We start from the raw sequence: 15,278 nt of genomic DNA, 5'->3' as shown, positions 1-15,278 counted from the left end.
GGTTAATTTGAGCAATAAATTGTAGATTAGCAGGAGTTAACCCGTTTTATAAACCTGAATAAACATTAAAATATGAAAGTTACTATTGTAGGAGCAGGAAATGTTGGAGCAACCTGTGCAGACGTTATTTCTTATCGAGGAATAGCTAGTGAAGTAGTTTTGTTAGATATTAAAGAAGGTTTTGCCGAAGGTAAAGCATTAGATATTATGCAATGTGCTACTAATACTGGTTTTAATACGAAGGTGTCTGGAGTTACCAATGATTATTCAAAAACAGCTAACAGTCAAGTAGTAGTTGTGACTTCTGGAATTCCTAGAAAACCAGGAATGACACGCGAAGAGTTGATTGGGATTAATGCAGGAATCGTTAAATCGGTTGTAGAAAATGTTTTGAAATATTCTCCTGAAGCAATTATTTTGATGGTTTCAAACCCAATGGATACAATGACTTATTTAGCATTGAAATCGTTAGGGATTCCAAAGAATAAATTAATAGGTATGGGAGGTGCTTTAGATAGTTCTCGTTTTAGAACCTATTTATCATTGGCTATGGATAAACCTGCAAATGATATTTCAGCAATGGTAATTGGTGGTCATGGTGATACCACGATGATTCCGTTAACACGTTTGGCGTCTTATAATGGTATTCCTGTTAATCAGTTTTTATCTGAAGATGTTTTACAAAAAGTAGCTGCCGATACTATGGTTGGTGGAGCTACATTAACGGGTCTTTTAGGGACTTCTGCATGGTATGCACCCGGAGCTTCGGTAGCTTATATGGTGGATAGTATTTTAAACGATCAAAAGAAAATGATTGCTTGTTCTGTTTACTTAGAAGGCGAATACGGTCAAAATGACATTTGTATTGGTGTACCGTGTATTATTGGTAAGGACGGAGTAGAAGAAATTCTAGAGATCGGGTTAGATGATAATGAAAAAGCATTATTTGCTAAAAGTGCTGATGCAGTTAGAATAATGAATGATGCTTTAAAAACGATTTTAGCTTAACTTTTTTTACATATAAATTGGAGACTGCAATTTTGCAGTCTTTTTTTTGAGATTAATTAATAAATAAATTGGTTAATCTTAACCAGAATTATATATTTGCTCGGTTTAAAAAATAGTTGGCTTAATCTGTTTTTCTGTTTTTTAGATAAATGATGGCTAATTTCTTGTATATAAGGATTTAACATAAAATAATAAATTTAAAATAATTAATTTTTAGTAATAATGCAGAATAAAGGACTTATTAAATTTTTTGCAATTCTATTTGCATTGGTAAGTATTTACCAACTTTCTTTCACTTTTGTGGCAAACAACGTTAAAAGTGATGCTAAAGTTTTTGCAGGAGATAATCCTGATAAAGAGCTGAAATATTTAGACTCAATTGGTAAAGAAAAGATATTGAATCTTGGTTTTACTGATTTTACTTATGATGAAGTAAAAAACAAACAAATTAATAAAGGTCTTGATTTAGAAGGTGGAATTAACGTAATTCTTCAAATTTCTATTAAAGACGTTTTAAAAGGCTTGTCAAACCACTCAAAAAACCCGGTTTTTAATAAGTCATTGGCTGATGCTTCTGCAAACTTAGAAGGTAATAAAACCTACCTTAATAAGTTTTTTGATGCTTTTGAAGCGAATTCAAAAGGAACTGTAAAATTAGCTTCTCCAGATATTTTTGCAAACCGATCTTTGCAAGGTGAAGGTGGTGTTGATTTTCAAATGTCAGATGCTGATGTTCAAAAAGTAATCAAAAGAAAAGTTGATGAGTCTATTGAAAGTGCTTACAAAGTAATTAGAGAGCGTATTGACAAATTTGGTGTTACTCAACCTAATATTCAAAAATTAGGAGAGACTGGAAGAATTCTTGTAGAACTTCCAGGAGCTAAAGATGTAGATAGAATTAAAAAGTTATTAGGAGGTAAGGCACAACTTGAATTTTGGGAAACGTACAAAATTGAAGAAGTGGGTAATTATTTAATGGCTGCTAACGAAGCTTTAAAGAAAACAGAAGTTGCAAAGACAGAAACAAAAGCTGTAGTTAAGGATTCATTGAGTGCTCTTTTAACAGATACAAAAGATTCTGCTACTTCTAAAAAAGGAAATAATCCTTTGTTAGACAAAATGGTTGGTCAAGGTGGTGGACCTGTTTTAGGTCTTTTCTCTCCAAAAGATACTGCTACAATAAACGGATATTTCAAAAGAGCTGATATTAAAATCTTATTACCAGCAGAATTGCGTTATGTTAAATTTGTTTGGGGTAAACCATCAAAAATAACTGATGACAAGCAAAAGGAAATTGAAGTAGTTGAATTATATGCTTTAAGAGGCAATAGAGATAATACTCCTGATATGTTAGGAAGTGTTGTTACTGATGCAAAAGATACTTTTGACCAATTAGGAAAGCCTTCTGTTTCTATGCAAATGAGTGGTCAAGGAGCAAAAGTTTGGGAAGAATTAACAGGAAGAGCTTATACTCAAAAAACAAACATAGCTATTGTTTTAGATAATGTAGTTTATTCAGCACCAGGTGTTTCTAGCGGTCCTATTTCTGGAGGAAGATCAGAAATATCAGGCGCATTTGATGTGACTGAAACTGTAGATTTAGCAAACGTATTGAATGCAGGTAAATTACCAGCTTCTGCTGATATTGTTCAATCCACTGTGGTTGGTCCATCATTGGGTCAGGCTTCAATTGATGCAGGGATGACTTCTTCTATCGTGGGATTCTTATTAGTATGTTTATGGATGATATTCTATTATGGTAAAGCAGGTTGGTATGCTAACTTAGCCTTGTTATTAAACTTACTTTTCTTATTTGGTATTATGGCAAGTTTTGGTTTTGTATTAACATTACCAGGTATTGCGGGTATCGTATTGACATTAGGTACAGCGGTAGATGCAAATATTATTATTTTCGAAAGAGCAAAAGAAGAATTGCGTGACGGTAAATCACTTTCTGAAGCGGTTGCATCTTCTTACGGATGGCAAGGTGCTATGCGTTCTATTATTGATGCTAACGTAACACACGTTTTAACTGGAGCAATCTTATTTATTTTTGGAACAGGACCTATTAAAGGTTTTGCTTTAACATTGCTTATTGGTATTGCAACTTCATTATTTACATCTATTTTTATTGCTAGAATTTTTATCGATAAAAACATCTTAGGAAAAGCAGATTTGTCTTTCTGTACAAACATTACAAAAAATTGGTTTACTAATTTTAACTATGATTTCATTAAAATCAAAAAATATACTTATGGTTTGTCTGGAATTATTGTTGTTGTAAGTTTAATTTCAATTTTCTTTGTTAACGGATTGGATCAAGGTGTGGATTTTGTTGGAGGAAGAACTTTTCAGGTAAAATTTGAAAAACCAGTTGATGCTGCTGTTATTTCTGAAGAATTGTCAGCTGCTTTTGGAACTCCAGTTGAGGCTAAAGTTTTAGGAGATAATGATCAACTGAAAATTACAACAAAATACAAAATCAAAGAAGATGGTATTGAGGTTGATAAAGAGGTAAATGAGAAGTTATATAACGCTTTAGCGAAATATTATCCAAATACTTCTTATGATAAGTTTACCAACACTTTTGATGGTAAAAAAGTAGGAGTATTGCAAGCTTCTAAAGTTGGAGCTTCTATTTCTGAAGATATTAAAACCAATTCATATTGGGCAGTAATTGGAGCAATGGCTGTTATTTTCTTATACTTAATGATTTCATTCCGCAAATGGCAATATTCATTAGGAGCTGTTGCTGCTGTGGCGCATGACGTTATTTTTGTACTAGGAATTTACTCTTTATGTTATAAATTTATGCCTTTCCACATGGAAATGGATCAGCACTTTATTGCTGCTATTCTTACCGTTATTGGATACTCTATGAATGATACCGTAATTGTATTTGACAGGATTAGAGAGTTTATCCAAGGAAAACGTAAAGGAAGTTTTGAACAAATTGTAAATGCTTCTATTAATACTACTTTATCAAGAACATTGAATACTTCATTCACGATGATTATCGTATTATTGACGATGTTCCTTTTTGGAGGAGAATCAATCAGAGGATTTATATTTGCAATGCTTGTAGGTATTGTAGTTGGTACTTATTCTTCATTGTTTATTGCAACACCAGTATTGGTTGACACCATTTCTAGAGAAGAAAAAACGGCTATTGAAAAAGCACACGAAGAAGCATAATTTAGCTTTTTTCTATATCACTGAGACCCAACTTTTGTTGGGTCTTTTTTTTTAGAATTAATTCGTTGATTTTTATAAATTGCTTTATATTTCGCAATAAATTTTAAATAAACTTGGTTTTTTAATACATTTACTTCGTAATAAGATTTCCCCAAATCTCAATCTATTTAAATTTAAAACAATGAAAAAAAGTTTACTTTTACTTGTCTTTGTTTGCCTGGCTAATTTGTTATTTAGCTTTAGTGTTTATGCACAAACTCCTCAACCAACGGGTAATACAACATATTATTATTGCATTGGTGATTCAGCAAGTCCACTAACTGCTGGAGGTACAAATTTGTTATGGTACACTACAGCAACTGCAGGTCCTGCAGGTTCTGCAACAGCTCCTACACCTTCTACTTCAGCTGCAGGAACTACTACTTATTATGTAACACAAACTGTTGGAGGGATAGAAAGTACTCCTCGTAGAGCAATTACAGTCAATGTAAATAAACAATTCCAGTTGTTTTGTGATGATACAACTGAAAATTCAGTAAGTTTTGATTTTGCTAATGTAGGACAATCAAGATTTGATTTAAGTTATACCGTTGATGGTTTAGGGCCTTTTATTAGTTCGCAAACTGCACCAACTAGTTTTACGGTTTCTGGCTTGTTACCTGGGCAAACTGTTGTTTTGACAGTTACCGCGGTAAATGCGCCTGCCTGTGTTGCCAATCGTACACTTTCGGCAACTTGTATAACAGACTGTTCTAGTTTTGTAAACTCAAATTTTACTCCAATAGGACCAATTTGTGCTGGAAATCAATCACCTACTTTGCCTGCTACTTCATTAGAAGGATATCCCGGAATTTGGTCTCCTTCGTTAATTGATAATACAATAACCAGAAATTATATATTTACACCTACCAATAAATGTGTACGTCCTTATACTATGACTATAGCGGTAAATCCAGCTAGTCCGGGATTCAGCGATTTCAGTATTTGTTCTGGTAATAGTGTTCCAACTTTAGACCCAACATCTCCAACAGGAGTGACAGGATTTTGGTCTCCTGCTACGATTGACAATATGAATAGCGATTCTTATACTTTTACACCAGATCCTGGACAGTGTACCGCTCCACAAACCATAAATGTTAAGGTAATACCTTCTGACAGATTAACGGATTTTAACTGGGAAGTCACTACTGCTTTTGCAGAAAATCAAAAAATTACGGTCTCAGCAGTTGCTCTAGGAGGAGATTATTTATATAAACTAGATGACGGTCCATTTCAATCCAGTCCCGTTTTTGAATATGTAGCATCAGGAACGCATTCTATAACTGTCACGGATCAAGCGGGTTGTAGTATGCCCATCACTAAGAACGATATTTTGGTAATCAATTATCCAAAGTTTTTCACGCCTAATAATGATGGTTTTAATGATTATTGGAATGTAACAGAACTCAGTTTTCAATCTAGTGCTTACATTAGGATATTTGACCGTTATGGTAAGTTTTTAAAACAAATAAGTCCTAATGGTGATGGTTGGAATGGCACATATAATGGATATTTTTTACCAGCTGATGATTACTGGTTTGTGGTTCATTATATAGAAAATGAAACGGTTAAAGAATTCAAATCTCATTTTGCATTAAAAAGATAATCAAAAAGGAATTGCTTGTTATAAGTAACTCCTTTTTGATTTAGGATATTTTTAAATTGGAAATAATGAATTCAGATCCGTCTTTATATTCAGTATTAAGATATACTTTAACTTCGTTTCTTTCGGCTAATTTCCGAACAAGATTTAACCCCATTCCTGTACCCGAATCTCCTCTTGAGGCTTGTCCCAATGTATAGAACATTTGAAATATCTTTTCCCCTTGATTTTCAGGAATTCCTGGGCCGTTGTCTTTTATGGAAATTTGGTGTAATTCTTCATTGAAAGTAATGGTTATTTCTGTTATTTCTTTATCATTATATTTAACAGCATTCGAAATTAAATTTTGAATAATTTGTTTGAATGCGACGGGTTGAAAATTAATATTATGGTTTAAATTTTCCTTCGTTATTCTAGTATTGCTATTAGGATTGATTAATTTTATAACAGCATTAACTTCACTAAAAATATTGATTGTTTCTTTTCCTTGATTGTTTTCTACATTTTTAGAATAATGTAATAAATCATCAATTAATTTAGACATAGATCTAGCCGAAGTTTTTACCATATCAAACATTTCGGTTGCTTCTTGGTTGACTTCCATTAAATGTTCTTCTTCGATGAATTCAATCAAAGATGTAATATTGTTTAAAGGCGATTTTAAATCGTGTGCTATGATGTTAGCAAATTGCTCTAATTCTCCATTTTTAGCTATTAATTTTTCGTTTAAATTTTTTAATTCTTGATCGTAATCCCATATTTTCAAGAAAGAATCTACTTTTTTTCGAGTAATTTCGCTAACTAATGGTTTGAATAAGAAATCGATTGCTCCTAAGTCGTATGCCTTATTGATGTATTTGGCTTCCTCACTTATTGCAGTTACAAAAATGGTTGGAATATTGGCAGTATTGGGATGTTGTTTTGTAATTTCCACAAATTCATAACCATCCATCTCAGGCATTTGAACATCAACTAAAATAAGTGAAACTTTCTCCTTTAGTAATATTTGTAATCCTTCATTTCCAGAATTACAGGTAATTATTTCTCTATTGGGTTTTTCTAATATGCTTTTTAATGCAATTAAATTTGCTGGTTTGTCATCTATTAGTAGTAGGGTATGTTTGTTAGCTGAATTCATTATTCAATGTATTTATAATATTTTTGGTATTTAGTTCTTTATGTTTATTACATATTGTTTTAGCTGCCTTAGGCATCATAGGGAATTCGGCTTCGGTACAATCCTGAATAATTGTAATCCCATTATTTTCTGCCATTGTTTTTAATCCGCTAGCTCCATCATGATTGGATCCTGATAACAAAATCCCGAAACATTTTTCTCTTAGTACCATTGAAAAAGATTCGAAAGCAACATCAATAGATGGACGACTATAGTTAATCAGTTCAGACGCGTCCAGAGAAAAACACATGTTGTCCTCTAATAATAAATGATAATCTGCTGGTGCCGAGTAGAGAAACCCTTTTTTTATTTCTTCTTTGTCTTCAATTTCTTTAACGGTATAATGGGTGTTTTGCTGTAAAATAGTTTCAAATGAGGAAGTAGTATTTTTTAAGCGATGCAAAATAATAACAATAGGAATGTTAATGCTCTTGTCTAATTGTTTTAAAACAGACAGAATGGGATTGAAGGCTCCTGCTGAGCCACCTATTAAAATTACTTTGGGTTTCATTTTATTTTTTGATAAATTTTTTCTTCTCGATCAATTTCTTTAAAATTTTCGTACACGGAGCTAAACCGTAAGGATTCTTTTTTTCCAATAGCTAAAAAACCATGTATAGGTAAGCTTTCATAAAAAAGTTCTAATGCTTTATTTTGTAAATTAGAATTGAAGTAAATCAAAACATTTCTACAAAGAATGAGTTGGCATTCTTTAAAAACACTGTCGGCAACTAAGTTATGATTAGAAAACAAGATGTTTTGTTTTAATTCAGAATGGATCATGGAGTGTTTTTCGTCAGAAACAAAATAATCATTCAAGTTTTCTTTACCGCCACATTCAAAATAATTTTTAGTATATTCCTTAAAATTAGTATTGTTATATATGCCATTTTTAGACCGTTTTATGGCGTTATTACTAATATCTGTGGCATAAATTCTAGCTTTAGGAAAGAGTTTGTTTTCTTTTAAAAGGATGTTTAAAGAATAGGTTTCCTCTCCAAAAGAGCATCCAGCGCTCCAAATATTGATTCTAGGATAACTTTCTAAATAGGGAAATACTTTTTCTTGCAAAGATTTAAAAAAGCTAGGGTCTCTAAAAAATTCACTCACATTGACCACTATTTCATTGATAAAATTTTGAAAAATAGTAGGATTATTAACGAGTTCGAAATTTAAATCAAAGGCATTATCCAGGTTATTAATCTCCATAAAACGGTGGATTCTTCTAAGCATGGATGCTTTAGAATAATCTCGAAAATCGTAATCAAATTGTTTTTTTATCGTAAAAAGCAACTCGTCCAGCTCGTTAAGTGTTATCATTTGTAAATCCAAATACTGATTAATGAAATAAGTTTTTGAATATCAATTGGTTTCGACTGATAATCAGATGCGCCTGCTTTTAATATTTCGTCGCGATCACCTTTCATAGCCTTGGCGGTCAAAGCAATAATAGGGAGGTTTTTCCATTTTGTGTTCTCTCGAATTTTTTTGGTGGCTTCAAATCCGTCCATTTCTGGCATCATAATATCCATCAAAACTATGTCAAAATTAGGGTGCTCCTCCAGTGCTGTTATGGCTTCTAAACCATTAAAAGCTGTGGTTATCAACGCACCTTTACTAGTTAATGCTGCTGATAAGGCATAAATATTCCGAATGTCGTCATCAACAATAAGAATGTTTTTGTCTTTTAAAATCTCACCTCCGGCTAAATTAGGTGTCGCTTTAAAGTTATTTTTCTCATCAATTTCTATTTTGTTTAAAAACAGCAAGATTTCGTCTTTTAATCTTTCAGTTACATTTTCGGTTTTTATAACAATGCTGTCTACATTTTTTTCAAGTTCTAATTGTTCAATATCTGATAAGGTTTTTCCGGTATTGATTATGATTTTGATGTTTTTATTTTTTGATATATTTTTTAATTCAGAAATGGCTTTAATGTTATTAGAATCTGGTAATCCTAAATCGATTATGGCGCAGTCAATATCTACATTTGATAATATGTTTTGAGCTTCTAATCTTGAATAAGCTTGGAGACAAATGGTGTTTTTGTCATTGGCATGTAATAATTGTTTGATCGAATAATTTAATTTTTCGTCATCTTCAAGAATTAGTACCTTTTTGTAAACTTTGTTGATTTCCTCATCAATGGAATCAAAAGCATTTTTTAGTTTTTCGTGAGTAATGGGTTTTACTAAGAAATCAAAAGCGCCCATTTCTTTCGCTAATTTTTCTCTTTTCATTCCTGACATTACGTGAACTGGAATGTGTTTTAATTCCTGATCTTCTTTAAGCCATTTCAAAACAGTCCATCCATCAATTCCAGGTAGTTTCATGTCTAGAATTATTGCTTTAGGATTGTACTTTTTAGCATATTGAAAACCGGTTTCACCCTGATGTGCAATAATGGCTTTAAAACCATTATTATGAGCAACCTGAAGCAGTACGTCAGCAAAAGAAGGATCGTCTTCAATAATTAGAATCGTCTTATCATCAATGTTGGCATTATGTCGGTCATCGCTTATGTCAGCCGATAAGTCTATATATTCTTCATTAGGCTTTGGGTATTCTGATTCGATAGTTTCTTTTTTTACAGATTCCTGAATAACAACTGGAACATCAGCTGTTTCTAAATTAGGGGTAATGTTAGTGCCTTTGTAATGTGTAGGGATTAAAACGCCAAAGGTACTTCCGTTATTCAGTTGACTGTTAAAAAATACTTCACCATCTAATAGATCAGCTAATTGTTTAGATATGTATAAACCTAAACCTGTTCCACCATATTTTCTGCTGGTAGAACTATCGGCTTGCTGGAAACTTTGAAATAATTTTTTCTTATTTTCCTCGGATATTCCAATACCAGTATCTTTGATTTCGATGGCTAAAATTTCAGAATTTGTAATTGAAGCTAATTTAGGATTACTAAATTCTAATTTTTCTTTTGGTTTAGCAAAACTCATTTCGACTGTTCCTCCGTTTGGAGTAAACTTTAGCGCATTAGATAGAAAGTTTTTTAAGATTTGTTCAATTTTTCCAATATCGGTATAAATTTCTCTTGGACAATCATCGGTAATTGTCGTTATAAAATTGATGTTTTTTTTGTCCATTTGAGCTCTAAACAACCCATCCATATCAGAAAAAATCCGTTCAGAAACAGTGTTTTCGGGATAGATTTCGACTTTTCCTGCTTCAATTTTTGAAATATCCAAAATATCAGTAATCAAATTCAATAAATCTTTTCCAGAAGTATTGATTACCGATAAATTTTCCAATTGCGAAGTAGTCAAATTTCCAGAGGTGTTGTCCTTTAAAATATCCGAAAGAATTAAAATACTGTTTAAAGGTGTTCTTAACTCATGTGACATATTAGCTAAAAACTCCGATTTGTATTTGCTGGCTTGCGTAATTTCCTCTGATTTTATATTTAACTCTTCTTGAGCAATAATAAGATCGTTGTTTTTTTTCTCAATTTCGAAATTTTTAATTTCAAGTTCCCGGCTTTTTTCTTCCAGATAGGCATTGGTTTGCTCTAATTCGGCGGCTTGATTTTTTAGTTCTTCTTCCGATTGTTGAAGCAATAAGGTATGTTTGTTGAGTTCTTCGTTATTTTGTCTCAACTCTTCTTCTTGAACTTGTAAAATATTGTTTTTGTCATGTATTTGTTCGTTAGAAACTCTTAATTCTTCGTTTCTAACAAATACGGCAATAGCACTGCCTAATGGATCTTTTAAATTGTTTAATAATTTTACATCTTTATCGGTAAAGTTTTCCAATGAGCCAATTTCGATTACACCTATAACTGAATTCTTGTATGAAACAGGCGTAATTAAAACATTATAAATAGGCGCTTTCCCTAATGAAGAAGCTAGGAATGAATAGGCTGCAGTTAAATTATTATAACACTTTTGTTCATTGTATTTTGCTACATCGCCCACTAGTCCTTCACCAAAAGCTATTGTTTTAGGACTGTTGTTATGATCAGCATAACTACCAATTTTAATTAGGTCATTATTATTCTCTTTGTAATCGGTAATATAAAAATTGGCTTGACAAGCATTAGTTTGATTACTTAGAATCTTACTTATATTAGCCCCAAAGACATGGATGTTTTTAGAACTAATTATAGCATGATTTACTTCTACTATATTATTTTCTAGTTTAGTTTTCTCAATTGCCTCATCATTAAAATCTTTTAATTTTAATGACATAGAGTTGAGTGATTGGTTTAATGTGTCGGATTTGCTTCTTACTACGATAGTATCTCCAAAATCTCCAGAGCTTATTTTTGTTGTTAAATCAATTTGTTCTTTAATTGCATTAGTTAGTTTTTTTACAGATTCACGTATGTAATCGAATTCTATATTTCCTTTTAATTTGTGATCTAAATCAGTATACCCAAGGGCTATTTTTCCAATTTTGGTAGAAATTAAATTTAGAGAATTAGAGGTGTTAACAATCAATTTGTAGATAGCAATTCCGGTTGTCGCTAATAAAAGTGTTAGGAGAAGGATCGAGGTAATTGAACTGTTTATAGCACGCAATTTTTCCTGTTTTCCTAATTCATTTATGTAGTTTAGTTTTTTGATTTTTAAATCATTAAGCTTATTGTTTATTTGAGCCGATTGATTCCACCATACTTCTGGGCTAATCTTAAAAGCATTATTGAGAATAGATTCGGAAGTAATTAAAAATGATTGGTATTCAGCCGATTTTTTAAATTGTATTATTTCATCATTGATTTTAGATTCGTTGTTGTTTTCTAATTTAAAATCGGCATTCTTATTGGCGTTTTTTATATTATCAAAATAACCATATAAATTAGCGTTAATGCTGTCATCGGTTAACTTATCTAATACAATGCCTCTTATCAGGTTAGCAGCTACTTTTGTGTCAATATACGATTTGATATTATTTGCTAATCTAGCAATTGTGGGATTTTTACAATCAGCAATTTCTAGCTCTATCAGATTGTTTATAAGGTTGTTTAAAAGGATATAATCATTAAATATTTTTAGCGAAGAATTAGAATTGTTTTCGATATCGTAGTGTATCGTATTGATTATTTTTCTTGCTTCATACATATTCTTTAACACAATACTATCAGTAGTGTTTTGTTTAGAAAACCACTCTATTGTTTGTGACATTTTTAGTTTGAATTCTGCTTTTTTACTGGCGTCAAACTTGGAATAGGTGTTTAAGGTTCTCTCGTCATTAATTAACATTATACCTTCAGAAAGATTGGTAATGTTATCGATGTTTTGAGTACTACTTTCAATACTAGAAAAATTTTGGTAGGCTTTATAGATGTCAAAAATGGTAAAATACAATAATCCCGAAATGGGTATAAAAAGAATTAGGATTAATTGTTTTTTGAAGGATAATTTTTTCCACATAATTTACAAGTAGGTTAGATAGCTAATTTATTTAATTTTTTGGGAAAATTTTAGTTTTTAGTATAAAATATTGAGGTTTTTTGATGCTAATAACTGTTCTATTTGTAATTGTTTTTTTGAAGAACAATATCATTAGGTATAAAAAGGAAAAAGCATTTCAAATATTACTGAAATGCCCTTTGCTTTTTGATTGATTTTGATAATAAATTAATTCCCTTTTTTTAGCGTATTAATATATTCGGTAAGTTTTTTTCCATATAGTGATTGAGCTACTTTAGGAGTCATTGCATTTTGAATGGTATCTAAATATTTGATGTTAATATCATACACTTCGGCAAGGGCAATGTAAGGAGCAATTTCGTGATCTTTGTTATTCATAGCAAAGTTAACTGCAAAAAGGTATTTGCGTTTTAGATTTAAATCTTGCATTTTACTGAGACTGTCAATAGCTTTTGGATCTTTTCGTTTAATGGCTTTGAATTTTTGTTCAATAAGTGTTAAGTTTTCATCCTTGTATCTTGAAGTTGTTTTTTTATAATCTTCGAACAAATCATGATTTTTTGAACCTGTTATTTTTGCCTCAGAAAGAAACGCATCTAAGTTTGTTTCAATGTTAATTACTCCTGGTTCAGCAAAAAACATAAGATTATTGTCTAATGAATTGCTAACGCCTCTGTCTAAAAAGAGGTAAAGCATTTCGGGCGATTTTAAATCAATATTACTTTCAAAATGGGAACTCCCGTCAATTTTGATGGTGTCGATGGCAATTAGGGTGGTATCTACCACTTTTTGAATGTACAAAGTTCCTTCTTTTAATCCTTTTACATTTCCGGTAATGTGTAAATTTCCTTTAGTTTCTGTTTTGTTACAGGCTGCAATTAATAATACGGCGATGCAAACAAGAATTGATTTTTTCATTGATTAGTGTAATTTTGTGAAAGTAAATAAAATAATTAAAAAAGCGGAGGAATCGTTTTGCGCTTTTTTTTTGGATTTATAATTTTTAATAATTATCCTTTTAGCCAAGCTTCTTTTAATTGTTTTTTAGAAACATCAGTAGCTTCAATGTGTATTTTGTCTTGATAAGGTAATTTTACCGTCCCTTTTAGTACTTCTTCTTTATCTAAGCGTTTGATTTTAATACTAATTGCATCGTTTTCACTCCATTTACTACTTTCATTAATCATGTCGTAAATATTCTCATAAGAATAAGCAATGTTGTTGATTTCTAAGATGATATCTCCTCCTTTTAATCCAAGATTGTTAAAGAATTCATTCAGTTCAATATTTGGAAGTACACTAATTTCGTTATTGTTTGGATTTACTGTGATGTAAGGTGTTTTGTCTTTTATAAAAACGGCTGCAGGAATTTGTTTTGTTGATTTTGTTAAACCTACTTTGGCTAAAAATAAATCATAAGGAATAGGGGTAGAACCAGCCACGTAATTTTTTAAGAAATCGCCTACTTCAATATAAGTCAATTCAGTAATTTTATTAAAGAGTTCGCTATCGTTAAACGGTTTTGAAACACCATATTCGTTAGATAATTTTTGCATTAAATCAAGAATTCCTCTTTCGCCATTGCTTTTTTCTCTAATAATGATATCGATACACATACCTATTAAAGCTCCTTTTTGGTACACATTTAGGTATTGGTCTTTGTAAGGTTGTTGAAGTACATTTGCACTCATTTCGGTAAAAGGCATAGTATCGTTCAACGCATTAGCTTCCTTAATTTTCTCAGCCATTCTATTGTAAAAATCTTTTTCTGTAATCAAACCTTGATTAATTTGGAAAAGATTAGCAAAGTATTCAGTCACCCCTTCATACATCCACAAATGTTCGGACATTTTAGGTGCGTTGTAATCAAAATACTGAATTTCTTTAGAATGAATTGTCAATGGAGTTACAATATGAAAAAACTCATGTGAAACCACGTCCATCATCGATTTTACCAGTTCCTCTTTTTCCATAATTTCAGGCAAAACTACCGTGGTTGCTGTAGGATGTTCTAGTGCACCAAAACCCCGAGCATCATCTTCTTTTAAACTTGATAAATATAAAAGAATAGTATATTTTTTAGTTGCATCAATTTTTCCTAAAAAGTTTTTTTGTGCGGTCATCATTGTTTTCATCTCAGGGGTAATACTTTCGGCAGTGTATTTTCCTGTAGGCGAATAAACGCTAATTTGAATATCCATGCCATCTACATTAAATGTAGTATTGTTAGGTTTTGAATACATGATGGGATTCTCTACTAATTCGGCATAACGTGAGGTAACAAATAGATCCGTTGTAGTGCTGCTGTCTTGATCTGTCATCGAAGTGCTTCCCCATAAATTTTCGGGGTGGCTTACGGTCACGTGGTATGGTGTAGACATAAAATTGTCAAAATACCCAATAAAACAGTGCGTGTTTATCATGAAGTTTTCGCCAGCAATGATATTCGAACCCGCTGGAGAAAAAACATCGTCTTTACCAAAACCATTGCCTTTTTCGGTGTCAAAAGTATCATTAACTAAATAGGTAATTTTGCTTAATGCTGGAGCTTTTGTAATAGTCCAGGAATTTTCGTCTAGTTTTTTTACCTCTAAAAGGTTCCCTTTTTTATCGTAAGCTTTTAAATCTTCTATGTATCTTCCGTAGTTGTCTTCAGAATAGGTTCCAGGAACCGTCTTCGGAATGCGGTAAATAATTTCGTTAGTAGTAATACGTGGTGCATTTACAGTAACTAAAACTTGATCGTTTTTAACTTCATTGAGATTGATGGTTGCTTGAACTACTTCTTTATTTGATGTCGAGTAGATTGTTTTACAGCTCCAAAGCATGGAGGTCAATACAAATGCAAATACTATTCTTTTCATTG

The 15,278-nt window shown here is 31.7% G+C and carries 9 protein-coding genes; 3 read left to right on the top strand and 6 right to left on the bottom strand.

Annotation, left to right across the window (positions count from 1 at the left end; translation table 11 throughout):
* The first annotated feature begins 72 nt into the window (after positions 1–72).
* The 3 genes from mdh (at position 73) to AAGV28_RS02760 (ending at position 5,848) form a co-directional block, all read left to right on the top strand.
* Positions 73–1,008 carry a malate dehydrogenase gene (mdh, locus tag AAGV28_RS02770; protein ID WP_373405297.1) on the top strand — a complete coding sequence of 312 codons (936 nt, stop codon included), beginning with the start codon at positions 73–75 and terminating at the stop codon, positions 1,006–1,008.
* Positions 1,009–1,230: 222 nt separating this feature from the next.
* A complete protein-coding gene (secDF, locus tag AAGV28_RS02765; protein WP_373405296.1) occupies positions 1,231–4,203 on the top strand; it encodes a protein translocase subunit SecDF in 2,973 nt (990 codons plus the stop codon).
* Between the two features lie 181 nt (positions 4,204–4,384).
* Positions 4,385–5,848, top strand: a complete 1,464-nt coding sequence (locus AAGV28_RS02760; protein ID WP_373405295.1) for a T9SS type B sorting domain-containing protein — start codon at positions 4,385–4,387, stop codon at positions 5,846–5,848.
* A gap of 40 nt (positions 5,849–5,888) precedes the next feature.
* Here the strand turns inward: AAGV28_RS02760 and AAGV28_RS02755 are convergent, their stop codons facing one another.
* The 6 genes from AAGV28_RS02755 to AAGV28_RS02730 all read right to left on the bottom strand — a co-directional run bounded on the left by AAGV28_RS02755 (position 5,889) and on the right by AAGV28_RS02730 (position 15,276).
* On the bottom strand, positions 5,889–6,983 hold the full coding sequence (locus tag AAGV28_RS02755; RefSeq protein WP_373405294.1) for a sensor histidine kinase: 1,095 nt from the start codon (positions 6,981–6,983) through the stop codon (positions 5,889–5,891).
* Positions 6,970–7,533, bottom strand: a complete 564-nt coding sequence (locus AAGV28_RS02750) for a chemotaxis protein CheB (protein ID WP_373405293.1) — start codon at positions 7,531–7,533, stop codon at positions 6,970–6,972. The genes AAGV28_RS02755 and AAGV28_RS02750 overlap by 14 nt, the downstream gene beginning before the upstream one ends.
* On the bottom strand, positions 7,530–8,342 hold the full coding sequence (locus AAGV28_RS02745; RefSeq protein ID WP_373405292.1) for a CheR family methyltransferase: 813 nt from the start codon (positions 8,340–8,342) through the stop codon (positions 7,530–7,532). The genes AAGV28_RS02750 and AAGV28_RS02745 overlap by 4 nt, the downstream gene beginning before the upstream one ends.
* Positions 8,339–12,412: a response regulator gene (locus AAGV28_RS02740; protein ID WP_373405291.1), complete on the bottom strand. Its 4,074-nt coding sequence runs from the start codon at positions 12,410–12,412 to the stop codon at positions 8,339–8,341. Before AAGV28_RS02740 ends, AAGV28_RS02745 begins: the two co-directional genes overlap by 4 nt.
* Positions 12,413–12,619: 207 nt before the next feature.
* Positions 12,620–13,330, bottom strand: a complete 711-nt coding sequence (locus tag AAGV28_RS02735) for a DUF4369 domain-containing protein (protein WP_373405290.1) — start codon at positions 13,328–13,330, stop codon at positions 12,620–12,622.
* A 92-nt stretch (positions 13,331–13,422) separates the two neighbouring features.
* On the bottom strand, positions 13,423–15,276 hold the full coding sequence (locus AAGV28_RS02730) for a M61 family metallopeptidase (protein ID WP_373405289.1): 1,854 nt from the start codon (positions 15,274–15,276) through the stop codon (positions 13,423–13,425).
* Positions 15,277–15,278 lie beyond the last annotated feature (2 nt).

The sequence above is a fragment of the Flavobacterium zubiriense genome (assembly GCF_041729725.1).
GTDB classification, from domain to species: domain Bacteria; phylum Bacteroidota; class Bacteroidia; order Flavobacteriales; family Flavobacteriaceae; genus Flavobacterium; species Flavobacterium zubiriense.
The sequence above is the reverse complement of the archived record's forward strand: the minus strand, read 5'-3'. Positions and strand labels throughout refer to the sequence as shown.

What these genes read in the sequence shown, in the direction of transcription:
- mdh (WP_373405297.1), top strand. Translation starts at nt 73, where the DNA reads ATGAAAGTTACTATTGTAGGAGCAGGAAATGTTGGAGCAACCTGTGCA.
- secDF (WP_373405296.1), top strand. Translation starts at nt 1,231, where the DNA reads ATGCAGAATAAAGGACTTATTAAATTTTTTGCAATTCTATTTGCATTG.
- AAGV28_RS02760 (WP_373405295.1), top strand. Translation starts at nt 4,385, where the DNA reads ATGAAAAAAAGTTTACTTTTACTTGTCTTTGTTTGCCTGGCTAATTTG.
- AAGV28_RS02755 (WP_373405294.1), bottom strand. Translation starts at nt 6,983, where the DNA reads ATGAATTCAGCTAACAAACATACCCTACTACTAATAGATGACAAACCA.
- AAGV28_RS02750 (WP_373405293.1), bottom strand. Translation starts at nt 7,533, where the DNA reads ATGAAACCCAAAGTAATTTTAATAGGTGGCTCAGCAGGAGCCTTCAAT.
- AAGV28_RS02745 (WP_373405292.1), bottom strand. Translation starts at nt 8,342, where the DNA reads ATGATAACACTTAACGAGCTGGACGAGTTGCTTTTTACGATAAAAAAA.
- AAGV28_RS02740 (WP_373405291.1), bottom strand. Translation starts at nt 12,412, where the DNA reads ATGTGGAAAAAATTATCCTTCAAAAAACAATTAATCCTAATTCTTTTT.
- AAGV28_RS02735 (WP_373405290.1), bottom strand. Translation starts at nt 13,330, where the DNA reads ATGAAAAAATCAATTCTTGTTTGCATCGCCGTATTATTAATTGCAGCC.
- AAGV28_RS02730 (WP_373405289.1), bottom strand. Translation starts at nt 15,276, where the DNA reads ATGAAAAGAATAGTATTTGCATTTGTATTGACCTCCATGCTTTGGAGC.